The 15,597-nt window shown below is 72.2% G+C and carries 16 protein-coding genes; 11 read left to right on the top strand and 5 right to left on the bottom strand.

Annotated features, from left to right (window positions below; translation table 11 throughout):
• Window positions 1–20: 20 nt before the first annotated feature.
• Genes L1785_RS08870 through L1785_RS08860 form a run of 3 tightly spaced genes read left to right on the top strand, consistent with a single transcriptional unit; the run spans window position 21 to window position 3,902 of the window.
• The gene (locus L1785_RS08870; RefSeq protein ID WP_236088873.1) at window positions 21–2,864 is read left to right on the top strand and encodes a response regulator; all 2,844 of its coding nucleotides are present in this window, start codon (window positions 21–23) and stop codon (window positions 2,862–2,864) included.
• 23 nt (window positions 2,865–2,887) lie between these two features.
• Entirely contained in the window at window positions 2,888–3,370 is a 483-nt protein-coding gene (locus L1785_RS08865) for a pyruvoyl-dependent arginine decarboxylase (protein ID WP_236088872.1), read from the top strand.
• Entirely contained in the window at window positions 3,360–3,902 is a 543-nt protein-coding gene (locus L1785_RS08860) for a hypothetical protein (RefSeq protein ID WP_236088870.1), read from the top strand. Before L1785_RS08865 ends, L1785_RS08860 begins: the two co-directional genes overlap by 11 nt.
• Window positions 3,903–3,959: 57 nt before the next feature.
• Here L1785_RS08860 and L1785_RS08855 read toward each other — a convergent pair whose 3' ends face one another.
• From L1785_RS08855 to L1785_RS08840, 5 genes are all read right to left on the bottom strand, one after another.
• Window positions 3,960–4,364: an ATP-binding protein gene (locus L1785_RS08855; protein ID WP_236088869.1), complete on the bottom strand. Its 405-nt coding sequence runs from the start codon at window positions 4,362–4,364 to the stop codon at window positions 3,960–3,962.
• Window positions 4,357–4,491, bottom strand: coding sequence for a hypothetical protein (locus L1785_RS22795; protein ID WP_268914999.1), 135 nt, complete (start codon window positions 4,489–4,491; stop codon window positions 4,357–4,359). The genes L1785_RS08855 and L1785_RS22795 overlap by 8 nt, the downstream gene beginning before the upstream one ends.
• A gap of 106 nt (window positions 4,492–4,597) precedes the next feature.
• Window positions 4,598–5,356, bottom strand: a complete 759-nt coding sequence (locus tag L1785_RS08850) for an alpha/beta hydrolase family protein (RefSeq protein WP_236088864.1) — start codon at window positions 5,354–5,356, stop codon at window positions 4,598–4,600.
• A gap of 186 nt (window positions 5,357–5,542) precedes the next feature.
• Window positions 5,543–6,565, bottom strand: a complete 1,023-nt coding sequence (locus tag L1785_RS08845; protein ID WP_236088862.1) for a VOC family protein — start codon at window positions 6,563–6,565, stop codon at window positions 5,543–5,545.
• Between the two features lie 99 nt (window positions 6,566–6,664).
• Window positions 6,665–7,594, bottom strand: coding sequence for a LysR family transcriptional regulator (locus tag L1785_RS08840; protein WP_236088860.1), 930 nt, complete (start codon window positions 7,592–7,594; stop codon window positions 6,665–6,667).
• A 136-nt stretch (window positions 7,595–7,730) separates the two neighbouring features.
• Here L1785_RS08840 and L1785_RS08835 point away from each other — a divergent pair, with 136 nt between their 5' ends.
• From L1785_RS08835 to L1785_RS08800, 8 genes are read left to right on the top strand one after another with little or no spacing between them, the layout of a single operon-like run.
• The gene (locus tag L1785_RS08835) at window positions 7,731–8,726 is read left to right on the top strand and encodes a fumarylacetoacetate hydrolase family protein (RefSeq protein ID WP_236088858.1); all 996 of its coding nucleotides are present in this window, start codon (window positions 7,731–7,733) and stop codon (window positions 8,724–8,726) included.
• Window positions 8,723–9,721, top strand: a complete 999-nt coding sequence (locus L1785_RS08830) for a cyclase family protein (protein WP_236088857.1) — start codon at window positions 8,723–8,725, stop codon at window positions 9,719–9,721. The genes L1785_RS08835 and L1785_RS08830 overlap by 4 nt, the downstream gene beginning before the upstream one ends.
• 28 nt (window positions 9,722–9,749) lie before the next feature.
• On the top strand, window positions 9,750–10,886 hold the full coding sequence (locus L1785_RS08825) for an FAD-dependent monooxygenase (RefSeq protein ID WP_236088856.1): 1,137 nt from the start codon (window positions 9,750–9,752) through the stop codon (window positions 10,884–10,886).
• Window positions 10,883–11,941: an amidohydrolase family protein gene (locus tag L1785_RS08820; RefSeq protein WP_236088855.1), complete on the top strand. Its 1,059-nt coding sequence runs from the start codon at window positions 10,883–10,885 to the stop codon at window positions 11,939–11,941. The genes L1785_RS08825 and L1785_RS08820 overlap by 4 nt, the downstream gene beginning before the upstream one ends.
• A complete protein-coding gene (locus L1785_RS08815) occupies window positions 11,938–12,918 on the top strand; it encodes a fumarylacetoacetate hydrolase family protein (protein ID WP_236088854.1) in 981 nt (326 codons plus the stop codon). The genes L1785_RS08820 and L1785_RS08815 overlap by 4 nt, the downstream gene beginning before the upstream one ends.
• 35 nt (window positions 12,919–12,953) lie before the next feature.
• On the top strand, window positions 12,954–13,727 hold the full coding sequence (locus L1785_RS08810) for a CoA transferase subunit A (protein ID WP_236088852.1): 774 nt from the start codon (window positions 12,954–12,956) through the stop codon (window positions 13,725–13,727).
• Window positions 13,724–14,404: a 3-oxoacid CoA-transferase subunit B gene (locus tag L1785_RS08805; RefSeq protein ID WP_236088851.1), complete on the top strand. Its 681-nt coding sequence runs from the start codon at window positions 13,724–13,726 to the stop codon at window positions 14,402–14,404. Before L1785_RS08810 ends, L1785_RS08805 begins: the two co-directional genes overlap by 4 nt.
• Window positions 14,401–15,594 carry an acetyl-CoA C-acetyltransferase gene (locus L1785_RS08800; RefSeq protein ID WP_236088850.1) on the top strand — a complete coding sequence of 398 codons (1,194 nt, stop codon included), beginning with the start codon at window positions 14,401–14,403 and terminating at the stop codon, window positions 15,592–15,594. The genes L1785_RS08805 and L1785_RS08800 overlap by 4 nt, the downstream gene beginning before the upstream one ends.
• Window positions 15,595–15,597: the final 3 nt, after the last annotated feature.

Here is a 15,597-nt window from a genome sequence, read left to right as displayed (position 1 = left end):
GGTTCGTGCGTTGGTGCTGGGTGGCCGGCATCGCGGTCCTCCTGTTCGTCGTCGCTCTTTCTGGTCCGGTCGACCAGGCGACGCGTGAGCTGATCTCCATGTCGGCTATCGCTGCCGCGGGCGTCATCACGGCGGCGAGCTGCGGGTGGCGCGCGGCGCGGTCGACGGGCCGTCGCCGGCGGGCGTGGGGGATCCTCTCTCTGGGTGGGGTCGTCGGCCTGGCCGGTAACGTCTACGCGGGGCTCGTCGGCGACCCGGAGACGGGAGACGCCGCCTACATCGCAGCTCTCCTGCTCGGCGTGGTGGGGCTCTCGCTCTTCCCCGCTGTCCGCCCACGCGGCCAGGAGCTCGTGCGCATGCTCCTGGACAGCGTCGTCGTCGGCGGCTCTGTCCTGTACATCGCCCTGTTCGCCGTTGTTCTGGAGGGAGACGTCTGGGAGGCGCAGCCGGCGCTCACCGCCTACGCCTTGCCGGTGGTGGATGCCCTGCTCGCCACCCTCGCGGTTCTCGTCATGACGCGCTCGAGCGCCGCCGAACGTGTGCCGCTCGTGCTCGTGGGCAGCGGGTTCGTGCTGTACGCCGTGGCTGACGTCGCATTCGCGCTCCTGTCCGCGGGAGGTGGGTTCACGTTCGGCAGCCCCGTCGACGCGGGCTGGGTCGGCGGCTACCTGGCCATCGCGCTCGCCGCGCGCCACCCGGCTGCGTCCGGCAGCCCGGTCGTCGGCCGCCCCGGGGACGGGACACCACTGCTCGGCACGGTCGTGACGTTCTGCCTGTTCCTCGCCTCAGCGCTGGTGCGCGTCGGCCAGTCCGGGCACGGGATCCCGTGGGTGGCGAACGCGCTGTGGGTCGCCGTGCTCGTCGCCGTCGTCGTCCGCCAGATCATCGTCGTCGCGGACAACGAGTCGCTGCGCCACGGGCTGGAGCGGCGCGTGGAGGAGCGCACAACGCAGCTGCGCTCGCTCGCGAGCGAACGCGAGCGGACGCTCGAGTCCGTGGCCGACGGGATCTACGGGGTGGACCCCGAAGGGCGGGTCACCTTCGTCAACGCGGCCGCGGCGCACACGCTCGCCGCGTCCGCCGCGGACCTCGTCGGGCGCGACGCGCACGCTACCTTTCACGCGCCGGCCGAGGACGGCACCCCGTATCCGGCGGAGTTCTGCTACATCACCGGGGCCCTGCGGGACGGGATCACCGCCACCGCCGAGCAGGACGTCTACCGGCGCCTGGACGGGAGGACCGTGCCCGTCGAGGTCACGGCGAGCCCAGTACGCGACGACGAGGGGATCCAGGGTGCGGTCGTCGTCTTCCGCGACGTCACCGAGCGGCGTGAGATGGAGCGCATCAAGGACGAGTTCGTGTCCGTGGTGAGCCACGAGCTGCGAACCCCGCTGACCGCGATCCGCGGCGCGCTCGGGCTCATCAACAGCGGCGCTCTCGACGGCTCGTCCGAGCAGAGGTCTCGCATGGTCAGCATCGCGCTCACGAGCAGCGAGCGGCTCGGCCGGCTCGTCGATGACATCCTCGACATCGAGCGCTTGAACGGAGGCACGACACGGCTCGAGCTGGCAGATCACCGGGTCGATGCGCTCGTGGCCGCGGCGGTGGACCAGGTCTCCGTCCTGGCGGAGGAGGCCGGCATCGTCCTGAGGCCCGCCCGCTCCTCGGAGGTCGTCCGTGCGGACGGTGAGCGCATCGTGCAGACACTGACCAATCTGCTGGGCAACGCCGTGAAGTTCTCCCCCCGCGGCAGCACCGTCCGTGTGGCGACCGTCCCGGTCGGTGACCTGGTCGAGCTGCGCGTCGACGACGAGGGCCGCGGCGTCCCGGCGGACAAGCTCGAGACGGTCTTCCGCCGGTTCGAACAGGTCGACGCCTCCGACACGCGCGAGCGGGGCGGCACCGGGCTCGGGCTGGCCATCGCCCGCAGCATCGTCGAGCGGCACGGCGGGCGGCTGTGGGCGGTCAGCGAGGGCGAGGGCAGGGGATCGAGCTTCCGGCTCACCCTTCGCCGTGTCACCCCGCACACGACTCCCGCGGCAGAACGGCCCCAGGAGAGCACGTCCGCGACGATGCGGGTGGTTGTGGTGGACGACGACCCGCACGTCGTCGACGTGCTGCGCACGGTGCTGGAGCAGCGAGGGTACGTGGTCGTCGGCGTCACGGATGGAGGGACGGCGATCGAGGTGGTCGAGGCCGAGCACCCCGCCGCGGTCGTGCTCGACCTTGCGATGCCGGGCACCAGCGGGGCGGAGGTGCTGACTCGGCTGCGGCGCTCAGCCGCGACCGCCGATGTCCCGGTCGTCGTCGTGTCAGGGGCGCGCCCGGCGGACGCGCGGGAGACCGCCGCGCTCGCCGACGGCTGGCTGGTCAAGCCCGTGGACCCCGCGCGCCTTGCGGCGACCGCCCGGGACGTCATCCGGCGGCAGCCGCACCACGACCGCGTCCTCGTCGTCGAGGACGACGACGACCTGCGGACGGTGGTGGTGACGACCCTTGAACGTGGCGGGTTCGTCGTCACGCAGGCGCGCTCGGTGGCCGAGGCGCGGGACGCTCTCGCCCACGGCGCCGAGCCGGACCTTGTCGTCCTCGACCTCGTCCTGCCCGGTGGCTCCGGCCACGAGCTCGTGGCCGACCTGCGCCGTGACGGCCGCCTGCGGCGGGTCCCTCTCGTCGTCTATTCTGGCGCGGATGTCGGCTCGGAGGAACTTGAGGACCTTCGCCTGGGGAGAACCGTCTTCCTCGCCAAGGGTCGCACGGCGCCGGACGCCGTCCTGGGTTCCGTGCTCGACCTCCTGGACGCGGTCGCCGGTCGCACCGACGACGCCGACGAACTCCGAGAACTCCCGTCCTCGAGGACCTGATGACCCAACCCCTGACGATTCGCGTGAGCGCCGGTACCGGCACCGGGCGGACCACGCTCGCCGCTTTCGACGCCGCCCTCGCCGATGCGGGCGTGAGCGACTTCAATCTCGTCCGGCTGAGCTCCATCGTCCCTCCCGGCAGCCGGATCCTTGAAGTGGACGGTCCAGAGCAGCTGCGGGGCGACCACGGGGACGCCCTGTTCTGCGTGTACGCGCGGGCGCATGCCTCGCTCCCGGGGCACGAAGCCTGGGCGGGAGTCGCCTGGTCGCGACGCGACGACGGCAGCGGGGCGGGGCTCTTCGTCGAGCACGAAGGCCCCTCGCACGAGCAGGTCTCCAGCGATCTCACGCACAGTCTCGAGGACCTCTCGGCCACACGGGGCGGCGCCTACGAGCCGGAAGGCCGGCGGGTCGTCGGCATCAGGTGCGACACGCTGCCCGTGTGCGCCGTGGTCGTCGCAACCTTCCGGCGCGTGGGCTGGGAGGAGCCCGACCATGAGCGCTGACGTGGCCTTCGAGAGGACCCTGGCCGGCGACGTGGCCGATCGCTTCTGGGAGCTGTATCTCGAGGCCTTCGAGCCGTTGCGCACGCGGGCCGCTGCCCGGCACGTCCTGCGTCGCAACGAGTTCGACGAGGAGATGGCCGACCCCCGGGTGACCAAGATCCTCGCCCACGACGACCGGGGTCAGGCGGTAGGGCTGACCACGCTGGCGACGGACCTCGCCGCCGTGCCGTGGGTGAGCCCCGAGTTCTTCGCCGTCCGCTACCCCGAGCACGCGGCGCGGGGGGCCGTCTGGTACATCGGGTTCACGCTCGCGCACCCGAGCCGGCGCTCCACGCGCACCTTCATGGACATGATCGACGCTCTCGTCGCCCACCTTGCCGAGCACCGGGTGGTGTGCGCCTACGACGTCTCCCGGTTCAACGACGACGCGCTGCGGTTCGCCGACAACTTGCGCCGCCGCCTTGAGCGCACGCAGGACGTCACCGTGGAGACCGTGGACCGTCAGACGTACTACGCGACGACATTCCACTGACGTGCGCTGACGGCCCCGCGGCCCAGCCGGCCGACCGCGGCCTGGGCGTCACGGCGGCTACGCGTGAGTGTTGCGCCGGACCGTCCAGACGTTGCGGTCACCGGCGCGCCGGTACTCCAGCGAGTCGGTGAGCAGGTGGATGAGCGCGAGGCCACGGCCCCCCTCGGCCTCGTCGTCCGGCATCACCCACGGCTCTGCCGGCAGCTTCACAGGGCCTCCCGTGTCGGTCAGCAGCGCGGTCAGGGAGGTGTCGGTGATGTCGAGCTCGACGGTGCACCTGATGTCGCTGGCGGTGCGGCCGTGCCGCAGGGAGTTCGTGATGAGCTCGATGAGCGCGGTCTCGAACGCGAACCGGGCCTCCCCGTCGACCTCGGGGTGCCGCTTCCAGACGTCCTCCAGCCAGTCGTGCACGTCGTCGACGTCGCTGGGGGGCGAGGACAGCTCGAGCCGGGCGTCAGTCATCGAACGCTGTCTCGGCGACGGCGTACGCCACCACGCTCCGCAGGCTCGGGGCGGGGATCATGTTGAGGCGTCCGTTCCCGTGAACCAGCGTGATGTCCTTGCCGAGCACCTCGGTCTTGAGCTCCATCAGATCGGGGCCCCCTCCCACGCTGACACGCCGACTCTACGACACGCCGAAGTGGCCCGCAGCCGGTCGGTGCCCCCGGCGGGCGAGGTTCGCGCAAGCCTGGCTCTCACGCCGTCAAGTACTGGTCTGCCCAGGCGCTGATGATGCGGGCCGCGCGCTTGGCCTGACCGGGCGCGGTGAGCAGGTGGTCGGCACCCTCGAGGGACACGAACGAGCGCGGGTGCCGGGCCTCCCGGAAGATCTCGCCGGCGTTCGAGATGTCCACGGTGTTGTCGGTCGGTGAGTGCATCACCAGCAGTGGCAGCCCCAGCTCCCGGATCTTCGACCGCAGCTCGGCCCGGCGGACATCCTCGACGAAGTGCCGCTTCAGCGTCAGCGCACGCCCGCCCACCATCCACGGGGCGTGGCCCTCGTCGAACACGCGACCGAGGATGGCGTCGTAGTTGTGCTCCGCGTGCCGCGGCTGGACAGGTGCGCCGATCGTGGCGACGGCCTCCACGCCCGTGACGTCACCGGCGGCCGCGATCACGGCCGCACCGCCGAACGAGTGCCCCACCAGGAGATGCACCGGCCGCCCTTGGTCAGCCATGAACCGGGCGGCCTGCACGGTGTCCGCGACCTTGTGCGTGAACGAGCCGTCGCCCCAGTCGCCCTCGGAGTCGCCCAGGCCCAGGTTGTCGAAGCGGAGCATCCCGATGCCCTCGCTCGCGAGCTGCTTGCAGATCCGCGCGGCGGCCGGCGAGTCCTTGCCCAGCGTGAACCCATGGGAGAACAAGCCCCAGCCGCGCACCTCGCCGTCGGGCAGATCGATGATGCCCGCCAGGCGCGGTCCTGTAGTGCTCTCGAACGCGACGCGCTCAGCCACGGCCTCTCCCCTCTCGACAGGGCGCCGATCGTAACGCCACCCAAGTTTCCCGGAGATGAAGCCGACGCGCTGCGAGACGGACGCGGCGTCCGGGCTCCACGACCATGTAGTTGTGTTCATCTTCTCGAACCCAGGGCGTGAACACCTACATGCTCGGCGGAGCTCGGACGCCTCCGTACCCGCGGCTCAGCCCAGGCCGTGCTTGTTGTACGGATTGAGGAGGTCCTCCTCGGTCCCGGGCAGCACGCCCTCTTCGGTCGCGGACGGCTTGGCGTCCGGCGGGAAGCACTCCGTCATCGACATCGGCATCTGGCTGTTGCGGTAGAAGTTGTTCGAGCCCTGCGACGGCGTCCAGGTGTTCGGCTCCCAGTCCGGCACGTAGTTGCGGTACCCGCCGGTGTTCACCTCCACGCGCATCGAGCTCGGGTCGCGGAAGTACAGGAAGTTCTGCTCGCCGATGCCGTGGATGCTCGGCCCGTACTCGATGGGCGTGCCGTTCTCCATGAGGATGTCCGCGGCCTGCAGCAGGTCCTCGCGGGTGTCGACCCAGTAGGCGAAGTGGTTGACCCGGCCGGGACGCTGGGAGCTGTCGAGGACGACGCCGAGGTCGTGGGACTTCTCGTTCGTCGTCAGCACGCTGAACACGTTGATGTTCGCGTGCTCGAGGACGGTGTGGGCCATGATGCGGAAGCCCAGGACGTCCCGGTACCAGGTCGCGAACCCGACGACGTCGCTCGCCGCGATCGTGACGTGGTCCAGCTGGCGCGGGGCGACGGCGTGGCGGCTGCGGCGCTCGGGACGGTCGGGGTAGATCGACCTTAGCTCGCCCTCGCCCTGGTACTTGTCCACATCCCAGAAGAGCTCCATGGTGTGGCCGTAGGGGCCGGTGAACGTGTACGAGCGCCCGTGCCCGAACGAGGAGTCCTTCCAGGTGCCCGTGATGCCGGCCGCCTCGATGCGTCGGGCGGCCTCGTCGAGGGCCTCGGCGCTCGTGGTGCGCCACGCCATGCTCACGAGCGAGGGCTCGTCGCCGTGCTCCAGGACGAGGCTGTACTGGTAGTAGTCGCCCCAGGTACGCAGGTACACCGCGCCCTCGTCGTCGGTGTGGATGGTGCGTACGCCGACCTGGTCCTCGTAGAAGCGGGTGGTTCCCTCGACGTCGTGGGTAGCGAGCCGCACGTGCGACAGGTGTGAGAGCAGCTTGATCATCGTTGATCCTCCGGACGGTGGGTCATTGCCACGGACCACTGTGCCGACGGCAGGAGGTATTGGGAACGCTGATCTGGCGATAACAGATATCGACGACGATTATGTCTCGCGCGGGGGGCGGAGGCCGGCGCGGGTCACCGCCTCGTGCAGCTTGCTGCGAAACCACTGGTGCTCGGGATCCCGGTCGTACACGGGGTTCCACCAGAACGCCTCGACGAGCGGGACGACGTCGAACGGCGCCTCGAGGATCCGGACGCCGCCGCCCGCGCCCATCTGCGTCGCCAGCGACTCCTGCACCAACGCGATGCGGTCGCTGCCCCGCAGCAAAGCCGGGACGACGAGGAAGCTCCCGGTCACCACGTCGACGCGCGGCTCCACGCCGAGCAGCTGCATGTGCTTCGCCGCCGGCGTGTACTCGCTGGGCCCGCTGAGCGTGTAGACCCACGGCAGGGTCGAGAGCTGCTCGAGCTCGAGCCTGTCGCCCACCACGGTGTTGTCGGCGGCGACCACGCACACCCAGCGGTCGGCGAAGAGGTCCTCGTGGCTCCCGTCGGTGATGAAGCCGTGCGGCATGAGCAGGCCGTCGAGGTCGCGCAACGAGTCCGGGGCGTTGTTGACGGCGGCGGTCGTGATGGGGTGGAACCGCAGGCGTGCGCGCGGCGCCTCCTGGGTGAGCACCGTGGCCAGCGGGCCGCCGAGGACGGAGATGCCGTAGTCCGAGCTGACGACGGTGAACTCGCGCGTGGTGGTCGTCGGGTCGAACTCGGCCTGGGCGAGGAAGATCCGCTCCAGCCCTGCGAGGGCCGAGTACGAGCGCTCGAGCAGCTGCGCCGCGAGCGGTGTGAGGGTGTAGGCGTTGCCGCGCCGCTCCAGCAGCTCGTCGTTGAAGTGCCGGCGCAGCCGTGCCAGCGAGGCCGAGAGCGCCGGCTGGCTCATGTGCATGCGCTCGGCAGCCCGGCTGACGCTCCGCTCCTCGAGCAGGACCCGGAGCGGGAGCAGCAGGTTGAAGTCGATGTTGTGCAGCTGCATGGCGCCACAGTATCGCTGGCGTCAATACCGGTTATCAAGATCATCCGCTTGCCGAATAAGAGCGCGGGGCGCGACAGTGATCGACAACACCGGCGCGACGGCGCGCCCGGACCACCGGCGAAGGAGCCCGAATCCCATGACCGACCTCGCGCCCTGGGCGCTCGGCCAGCTCTCCTCCGACGACGGTTCGTTCGTCGGGGTCGTCGTCGGGGCCGCGGTCCGCGACCTGCGTGCCGACGCCGAGCACTTCCCCGGAGTCGACCTGACGGCTCGCACCGCCACTCGGGGGCTGCTGGAGACGTGGGACACCGCCCGGCCGGTGCTGGAGCACCTGGCGACCGAGCGCGACACCGGACGCTGGCACCCGCTCGACGACCTCCGCGTGCTCGCCCCCCTGCAGCCGCGCCAGATCCTGCAGGCCGGCGCGAACTACCGCAAGCACGTCATCGACCTCGCGGTCTCGCACGCCGACATCGCGAACGGCCGCACCGAGGACGAGGTCCGCGAGCAGACCGCGGCGATGATGGACGCCCGCAGGGCCGAGGGGATCCCCTACTTCTTCATCGGCCTCCCGTCTGCGATCACCGGGCCGTACGACGACGTCACCCTGCCCGGTTACTCCGACCGGCACGACTGGGAGCTGGAGCTGGCCGCCGTCATCGGCCGGGAGACGTTCCGTGTCGGTCCGGAGGCGGCGCTCGACCACGTCGCCGCGTTCGTCGTCGTCAACGACCTGACCACTCGGGACCTGGTGTTCCGGCGGGACATGCCCGAGATCGGCACGGACTGGTTCCGGTCGAAGAACGCGCCCGGCTTCCTGCCGCTGGGGCCGTGGCTGGTCTCCAGCGCCTTCGTCCCCGACCCGCAGTCCGTGCACCTGACGCTGACCCTCAACGGGCAGGTCATGCAGGACGAGTCCGCCGCGGACATGCTCTTCACCGTCGCCGAGCTGGTCTCCGCCGCGTCGCAGACCACGCCCCTGCTCCCGGGGGACCTCGTGCTCACCGGCAGCCCGGCCGGAAACGGGGCCCACTGGGGCCGCCTGCTGCGCGACGGCGACGTCATGGAGTCGACGATCACAGGGCTGGGCACCCAGCGCACGCGCGTCGTCGCCGAGGCTTCACGCGCATGAGCGCGCCCCACCTGGCACCGCTCGACCGGACCGCCGCGGTCGCCGCGATCGAGTCCGCGGCAGCGGCCTACCGGAACTGGGGCCGCTGGGGCGACGACGACGTCCTGGGCACCCTCAACTTCGTCGACGACGCGAAGCGGCTCCAGGCGGCGGGGCTCGTCCGGCGCGGCGCGACGTTCTCCCTGTCCCAGGCGTTCGACTCCCACGGCCCGCAGAACGGCTGGCGGCGCCGTACCAACCCGGTGCACACGATGCTCGACACGGGCGTCGACGCGGCGCTGGGCAGCCAGGGGTTCCCGCACGGCATCGGCGGAGCGGACGACGTCGTGTTCATGCCGCTGCAGGCCTCGACGCAGTGGGACGGGCTCGGGCACATCTTCGACCGGGGCTTGGCGTGGAACGGCCGGCGTGCCCAGGACGTCGTCACCAGCGAGGGCGACCTCGTCACGGGCATCGAGACCACGCGTGACCGGTTCGTCAGCCGCGGCGTCCTGCTCGACGTCGGGGCCGTGCTCGGCGCCGGGCTGGGCACCGGAGACGAGCTGCCGGACGGCTTCGCCATCACCCCGGAGCACCTCGACCTGACCATCGAGGCGCAGGGTGCCACGGCCGACGTCGGGCGCGGCGACATCGTCCTCGTGCGCACCGGGCGGCTGGCGCGGGCCCGGCGCGAGGGCTGGAACGGCTACGCCGGCGGCCCCTCGGCCGGGCTCTCCTTCACAAGCGCCGGGTGGTTGCACTCCCGCGAGATCGCGGCGATCGCTACCGACACGTGGGGCTTCGAGGTCCGCCCCAACGAGTTCGACGACGCCTTCCAGCCGCTGCACCAGATCGCGATCCCCAACATGGGCCTGTTCGTCGGGGAGCTGTGGGACCTCGACGAGCTGGCCCGGGACTGCCACGCGGACGGCCGCTGGGACTTCTTCCTCGCGGCCGCTCCGATCCAGGTCACCGGTGCCGTCGGGGCACCCGTCAACCCCCTCGCCGTCAAGTAGCGGTTCGATGAGCCTCAAGGAGCCCCGTATGCCTGCAGTCCAGCGAGTCCTTGTCGTCGGTGCCGGCGTCGCCGGAACCGCTGCCGCCATCTTCCTGGCCGAGCGGGGGGTCGACGTCGACCTCATCGACGCCAAGGGAGAGGTCACCGCCACCGGCTCCGGCATCACCCTGCAGGGCAACGCGTTGCGGGTGCTGCATGACCTCGGCGTGGGGGAGGACGTGCAGCGGCACGGCTTCGCGTTCACCACGCTCGGCCTGCGAGCGCCGGACCCGGCGGGGACGCTGCTCGTGGAGATGCCGGACGCCCGCACGGGCGGTCCGGACCTGCCGGCAACGGTCGGGATCCCGCGCCCGGAGCTGGCCCGCATCCTGATCGAGCGCGCGGCGTCGGCGGGCGCGCACGTCCGGATGGGCACGGAGCTGACCGGGCTGCGCCAGGACGACGACGGCGTCGACGTCGACCTCGCCGACGGCACGACGGAGCGGTACGACCTGGTCGTGGGCGCCGACGGGCTGCACTCGCGGGTCCGGGAGATCATCGGGATCCCCGAGCGCCCGGCCGGGACCGGTATGGCGATCTGGCGCGTGTTCACGCCCCGGCCCGCCAGCGTCGCGCGGACGGACCTCTACTACGGCGGTCCGTGCTACATCGCGGGGTACTGCCCGGCCGGCGAGGACTCCCTCTACGCCTATCTCGTCGAGGACGCCGACGTGGCCAACTTCCAGCTCACCGCGGCGGAACGGGTGGCCCGCATGCGGCAGCTCAGCGAGGCCTACCACGGGCCGTGGGACGACATCCGCCCGTACATCACCGAGGACCGCGGGGTGAACTACACGTTCTTCGAGACCCACCTGGTCGAGGGCGCCTGGAACCGCGGTCGCGTCGTGATCATCGGCGACGCCGCGCACTCCTGCCCGCCCACCCTCGCGCAGGGGGCCGCGCAGGCCCTCGAGGACGCCGCCGTCCTGGCCGAGCTGCTGCACGCTGTCGACGACCTGTCGCCGGCGCTGTGGGAGTCGTTCACGGCACGTCGGCTCGGCCGGGCACGGGAGGTGGTCGGCGCCTCGGTCCAGCTCGGCCGGTGGCTGCTGGACCACGAGCGGGACGCCGACGTGCCCGGCCTGATGGCCCGGGTCAACGCCCTGGTGTCGGTGCCGGCATGAGCCGCCCGGTGACCAGCCGCACCGTGGACGTCCACGCCCACGCGGTGCTCCCCACGCTGCAGGCCATGGTCGTCGCGGGCGACCCCGAGGGGTTCGCGGCGCACCAGGGACTCGAGGCGCGGCGCAACGGGCCCGAGTCCCTCGCGGCGTCCGGCGCGATGGTGGGTGCTCGGTTCGAGCAGCTCACCTCGCTGGACCGCAGGCTCGCGGACATGGACGCGGCGGGCGTCGACGTGCAGGTCGTCTCCCCGTCGCCGTCGCACTACTACCCGTTCCTGGCCCGCGACCTGGCCGCGCACGTGGCCCGGGAGGCGAACCGCGCCATCGAGGCCCTCGTCGCTGGGGCGCCCGACCGGCTGCACGGCCTCGGGCTGGTGCCGCTGCAGCACCCGGACCTGCTCGTGGAGCTCCTCGACCATGCCGTCGTGCGGTGCGGGCTCCGCGGGGTGGAGATCTCGTCCTTCGCCCCGGCGGCCGACGGCGGGCGCGGGGTGGAGCTCTCCGACCCCGCGCTGGAGCCGTTCTGGGCTCGAGCCGCCGAGCTCGACGCCGTCGTGTTCCTCCACCCCTTCGGCTGCTCGCTGGACGAGCGCCTGGACCGCTTCTACCTGTCCAACACGGTCGGGCAACCGACGGAGAACGCCGTGGCCCTCTCGCACGTCATCTTCTCCGGGGTTCTGGACCGTCACCCCGGCCTCACCCTGGTCGCCGCCCACGGCGGCGGCTACCTGCCGACGTTCCTCGGCCGCAGCGACCACGCGTGGCAGGTGCGCCCGGAGGCGCACGGCTGCGCCGAGCCGCCGTCGGCCTACCTGCGTCGGCTGTACTTCGACTCGCTGGTCCACACCCCGCAGGCGCTGAGGGCACTGGTCGAGGCGGCGGGCGCCGACCGGGTGCTGCTCGGCTCGGACTACCCGTTCGACATGGGGGTCGACGACCCCGTCGAGCGCGCTCGGGAGGCAGGCCTGGCCCCGGACGACGTCGCCGCCGTCCTGGGTGGCAACGCGGAGCGGCTGGGCCTCACCAGCCTCTCCGGGACGGGAGGTGCGGCGTGAGGATCGCCACCTGGGAGCACCGGGGCAGCACCGGTGCGGGCTTCGTCGACGGTGGCCGCGTGTTCGCGCTACCCGACGGCGCGACGACGCTCGACCTGGTCAGGGACGGCCTGGAGCGCACCCTCGACGCCGGACGCCGCGTCGTCGCCGACGGCACCGGCGTACCGCTGTCCGAGGTGCGGCTGCTGCCGCCGATCCAGCCCCCGGCGATGCGGGACTTCGTCGCCTTCGAGGAGCACGTCGAGGGCGTCGTGAAGAGCGTCTCCGGAGGCGCCGGCGTGGTACCCGAGTGGTATCAGGCCCCGACGTTCTACTTCACCAACCCGCACACGCTCGTGGCTACCGGCGACGACGTCGCCGTGCCGTCGGGCAGCCACGCCCTGGACTTCGAGCTCGAGGTGGCTGCGGTCATCGGCGCGGTGGACGGCAGCGACGGCCGCGACCTGGACCCGGTGGCGGGGCGCGAGCACATCTTCGGCTACACGATCCTCAACGACTGGTCCGCGCGGGACCTGCAGCGGCGGGAGATGAGAGTGAGCCTGGGCCCCTGCAAGGGAAAGGACTTCGCGAACACCCTGGGCCCGTGGATCGTCACCGCCGACGAGGTCGAGGACCTGCACGACGACGACGGGTTCCTCGCGCTGGAGCTGTCCGTCGCGATCAACGGCGTCACCTTCGGACGCGACCTGCTGTCCAACATGGGCTGGCCGTTCGCCGAGCTGGTGGCCTACGCGTCCCGGAGCTCGCGCGTCGCCCCGGGTGACGTGCTCGGCTCGGGCACCTCGGCCGGCGGCTGCCTCGCCGAGGCCTGGGGGCGCGCCGGCAGCCAGACACCACCGCCGCTCGCCCCCGGGGACACCGTGCGGATGGAGGTCGAGCGGATCGGCGTCATCGAGAACACGGTCGTCGCCGGGCGCGACCTCCCGGCGCCCGCACCGGCCCGCGTCCGTCCCCGCACGCGCACCCGCACTGTCTGAAGCGCGCACAGACGCGCGCACCGAAGGAGGTCTGGATGGACAAGGTCATGGCGTCGGCCGCGCTCGCGGTGGCCGGCATCCCCGACGGGGCGACGGTCGCCGTCGGCGGCTTCGGCCTGTGCGGGATCCCGAGCACGCTCATCGCCGCGCTGCTCGAGTCCGGCGCGCAGGACCTGGAGATCGTCAGCAACAACTGCGGCGTGGACGACTGGGGGCTCGGGATCCTGCTGCGCGAGCGGCGGGTGCGCCGGGTCATCGCCTCGTACGTCGGAGAGAACAAGGAGTTCGCCCGCCAGTACCTCGCCGGCGAGCTGGAGGTCGAGCTCACGCCGCAGGGCACGCTCGCCGAGCGCCTGCGGGCGGGCGGCAGCGGCATCCCGGCCTTCTACACCGCGACCGGCGTCGGCACGCAGGTGGCCGACGGCGGCCTGCCGTGGCGGCACGACGCCGACGGCTCGGTGGCCGTCGCGTCCCCGCCGAAGCCGACCGCGCGGTTCACCGTGCGCGGTGTGGAGCGGGAGTTCGTGCTGGAGCACGCGATCACCGCCGACGTCGCCCTCGTCCGGGCCTGGAAGGGCGACCGGGCGGGCAACCTCGTGTTCCGGTCGTCGGCGCGCAACTTCAACCCGCTGTGCGCGGCGGCCGGGCGCGTCGCAGTCGCGGAGGTCGAGCACCTGGTGCCGACCGGCACGCTCGACCCAGACGCCGTGCACCTGCCCGGGGTCTTCGTCGACAGGGTGGTCGAGCTGACACCCGAGCAGGCGGCCGACAAGCGGATCGAGAAGCGCACCGTGAGGGAGGCGGCATGACCAGCGACGCACCGACGGGCGGGCTGACCCGGCACCAGATGGCGGCCCGCGCGGCGGCCGAGCTCGAGGACGGCAGCTACGTGAACCTCGGCATCGGCCTGCCCACGCTCGTCCCCAGCTTCGTGCCCGACGGCGTCACGCTCGTCCTGCAGTCCGAGAACGGGGTGCTCGGGGTCGGCGCGTACCCGGCCGACGCCGACGTCGACCCTGACCTCATCAACGCCGGCAAGGAGACCATCACGGTAGGCCCCGGCGCGAGCTTCTTCGACTCCGCGACCAGCTTCGCGATGATCCGGTCCGGCAAGGTCGACGTCGCGGTGCTGGGCGCCATGCAGGTCTCCGCCTCCGGCGACATCGCCAACTGGATGATCCCCGGAAAGATGGTCAAGGGCATGGGCGGCGCGATGGACCTCGTGCACGGCGCGCGGCGGATCGTGGTGCTCATGGAACACGTCGCGAAGGACGGCTCCCCGAAGATCCTGCGCGAGTGCACCCTCCCGCTGACCGGCAAGGCGGTCGTCGACCGGGTGATCACCGACCTTGCGGTGGTCGACGTGACGCCGCACGGCCTCCTGCTGCGGGAACGAGCACCTGGCGTGACCGTCGAGGAGATCGGTCGCGCGACCGGCGCGCCGCTCACGGTCCTGGGCGAGGTCCCCGAGATGGTGCTGCCGTGACCGGCCGCGACGTCGTGATCGTCTCGTTCGCGCGGACGCCGAACGGGCGCCTCGGCGGCGCGCTGTCGACGCTGACCGCCGTCGACCTGGGCGCCGCCGCCGTCAGGGCCGCACTCGAGGGCGGCGGAGTCGCGCCCGAGCAGGTGGACCAGGTCGTGATGGGCCAGGTGCTGCAGGCCGGCGCGGGCCAGAACCCCGCCCGCCAGACCGCCGTGGCGGCCGGCCTGCCGTGGCGGGTGCCGGCCGTCACCGTCAACAAGGTCTGCCTCAGCGGCCTCAGTGCGATCATCGACGCCGCCCGGGCGATCCGGCACGGCGACGCCGACGTCGTGGTCGCCGGGGGACAGGAGTCGATGAGCCGCGCCCCGCACGTGCTGCCCGGCTCCCGGCAGGGCTGGACCTACGGCGACATCCATGCGGTGGACTCGCTCGCCCACGACGGGCTCACCGACGCGTTCGACCAGGAGTCGATGGGGTCCGCGACCGAGCGCGGCAACGCCGCCCGGGGCATCAGCCGCGAGGCGCAGGACGAGGTGGCTTCCCTCAGCCACCAGCGGGCGGCGGCCGCCGCCGCGTCAGGGCTGTTCGACGACGAGATCGCAGCCGTCGAGGTGCCCCAGCGCAGGGGGCGGCCCGTCGCAGTCACCGCCGACGAGGGCATCCGGGCCGGCACGACGGTGGAGTCACTGGCGGCGCTCCGTCCCGTGTTCGCGCCGGACGGCACCATCACCGCCGGCAACGCCTCCCCGCTCACCGACGGGGCAGCCGCCGTCGTCGTGGCGAGCCGGGAGTTCGTCGAGACCAACGGCCTGCCCTGGCTGGCCGCCGTGGGCGCGTCCGGGCAGGTCGCCGGCCCGGACAACTCGCTGCACTCCCAGCCGGCCGTCGCGGTGGCTGCGGCGCTCGCACGGGCCGGCTGGGAGCTGGACTCGCTGGACTTCGTCGAGATCAACGAGGCCTTCGCGTCCGTGCTGGTGCAGTCCTTGGCCGAGCTCGGCTACCCGCTCGAGCGCACGAACGTGCACGGCGGCGCCATCGCGCTCGGCCACCCGATCGGGGCCTCAGGGGCGCGGCTCGCCGGTCACGCGGCGCTCTCGCTGGCCCGGCGTGGATCCGGCCGCGCCGCCGTCGCGCTGTGCGGCGGGGGAGGCCAGGGCGAGGCCCTTCTGCTCTATCGGGACCCGCAGTGAGTG

Source organism: Antribacter soli (genome assembly GCF_021568775.1).
Lineage (GTDB): Bacteria > Actinomycetota > Actinomycetes > Actinomycetales > Cellulomonadaceae > Antribacter > Antribacter soli.
The sequence above is the reverse complement of the archived record's forward strand: the minus strand, read 5'-3'. Positions and strand labels throughout refer to the sequence as shown.

Coding starts and splice junctions, on each gene's coding strand:
- L1785_RS08810 (WP_236088852.1), top strand. CDS start 12,954: ATGGACAAGGTCATGGCGTCGGCCGCGCTCGCGGTGGCCGGCATCCCC.
- L1785_RS08835 (WP_236088858.1), top strand. CDS start 7,731: ATGACCGACCTCGCGCCCTGGGCGCTCGGCCAGCTCTCCTCCGACGAC.
- L1785_RS08820 (WP_236088855.1), top strand. CDS start 10,883: ATGAGCCGCCCGGTGACCAGCCGCACCGTGGACGTCCACGCCCACGCG.
- L1785_RS08825 (WP_236088856.1), top strand. CDS start 9,750: ATGCCTGCAGTCCAGCGAGTCCTTGTCGTCGGTGCCGGCGTCGCCGGA.
- L1785_RS08830 (WP_236088857.1), top strand. CDS start 8,723: ATGAGCGCGCCCCACCTGGCACCGCTCGACCGGACCGCCGCGGTCGCC.
- L1785_RS08860 (WP_236088870.1), top strand. CDS start 3,360: ATGAGCGCTGACGTGGCCTTCGAGAGGACCCTGGCCGGCGACGTGGCC.
- L1785_RS22795 (WP_268914999.1), bottom strand. CDS start 4,491: ATGGAGCTCAAGACCGAGGTGCTCGGCAAGGACATCACGCTGGTTCAC.
- L1785_RS08840 (WP_236088860.1), bottom strand. CDS start 7,594: ATGCAGCTGCACAACATCGACTTCAACCTGCTGCTCCCGCTCCGGGTC.
- L1785_RS08845 (WP_236088862.1), bottom strand. CDS start 6,565: ATGATCAAGCTGCTCTCACACCTGTCGCACGTGCGGCTCGCTACCCAC.
- L1785_RS08805 (WP_236088851.1), top strand. CDS start 13,724: ATGACCAGCGACGCACCGACGGGCGGGCTGACCCGGCACCAGATGGCG.
- L1785_RS08855 (WP_236088869.1), bottom strand. CDS start 4,364: ATGACTGACGCCCGGCTCGAGCTGTCCTCGCCCCCCAGCGACGTCGAC.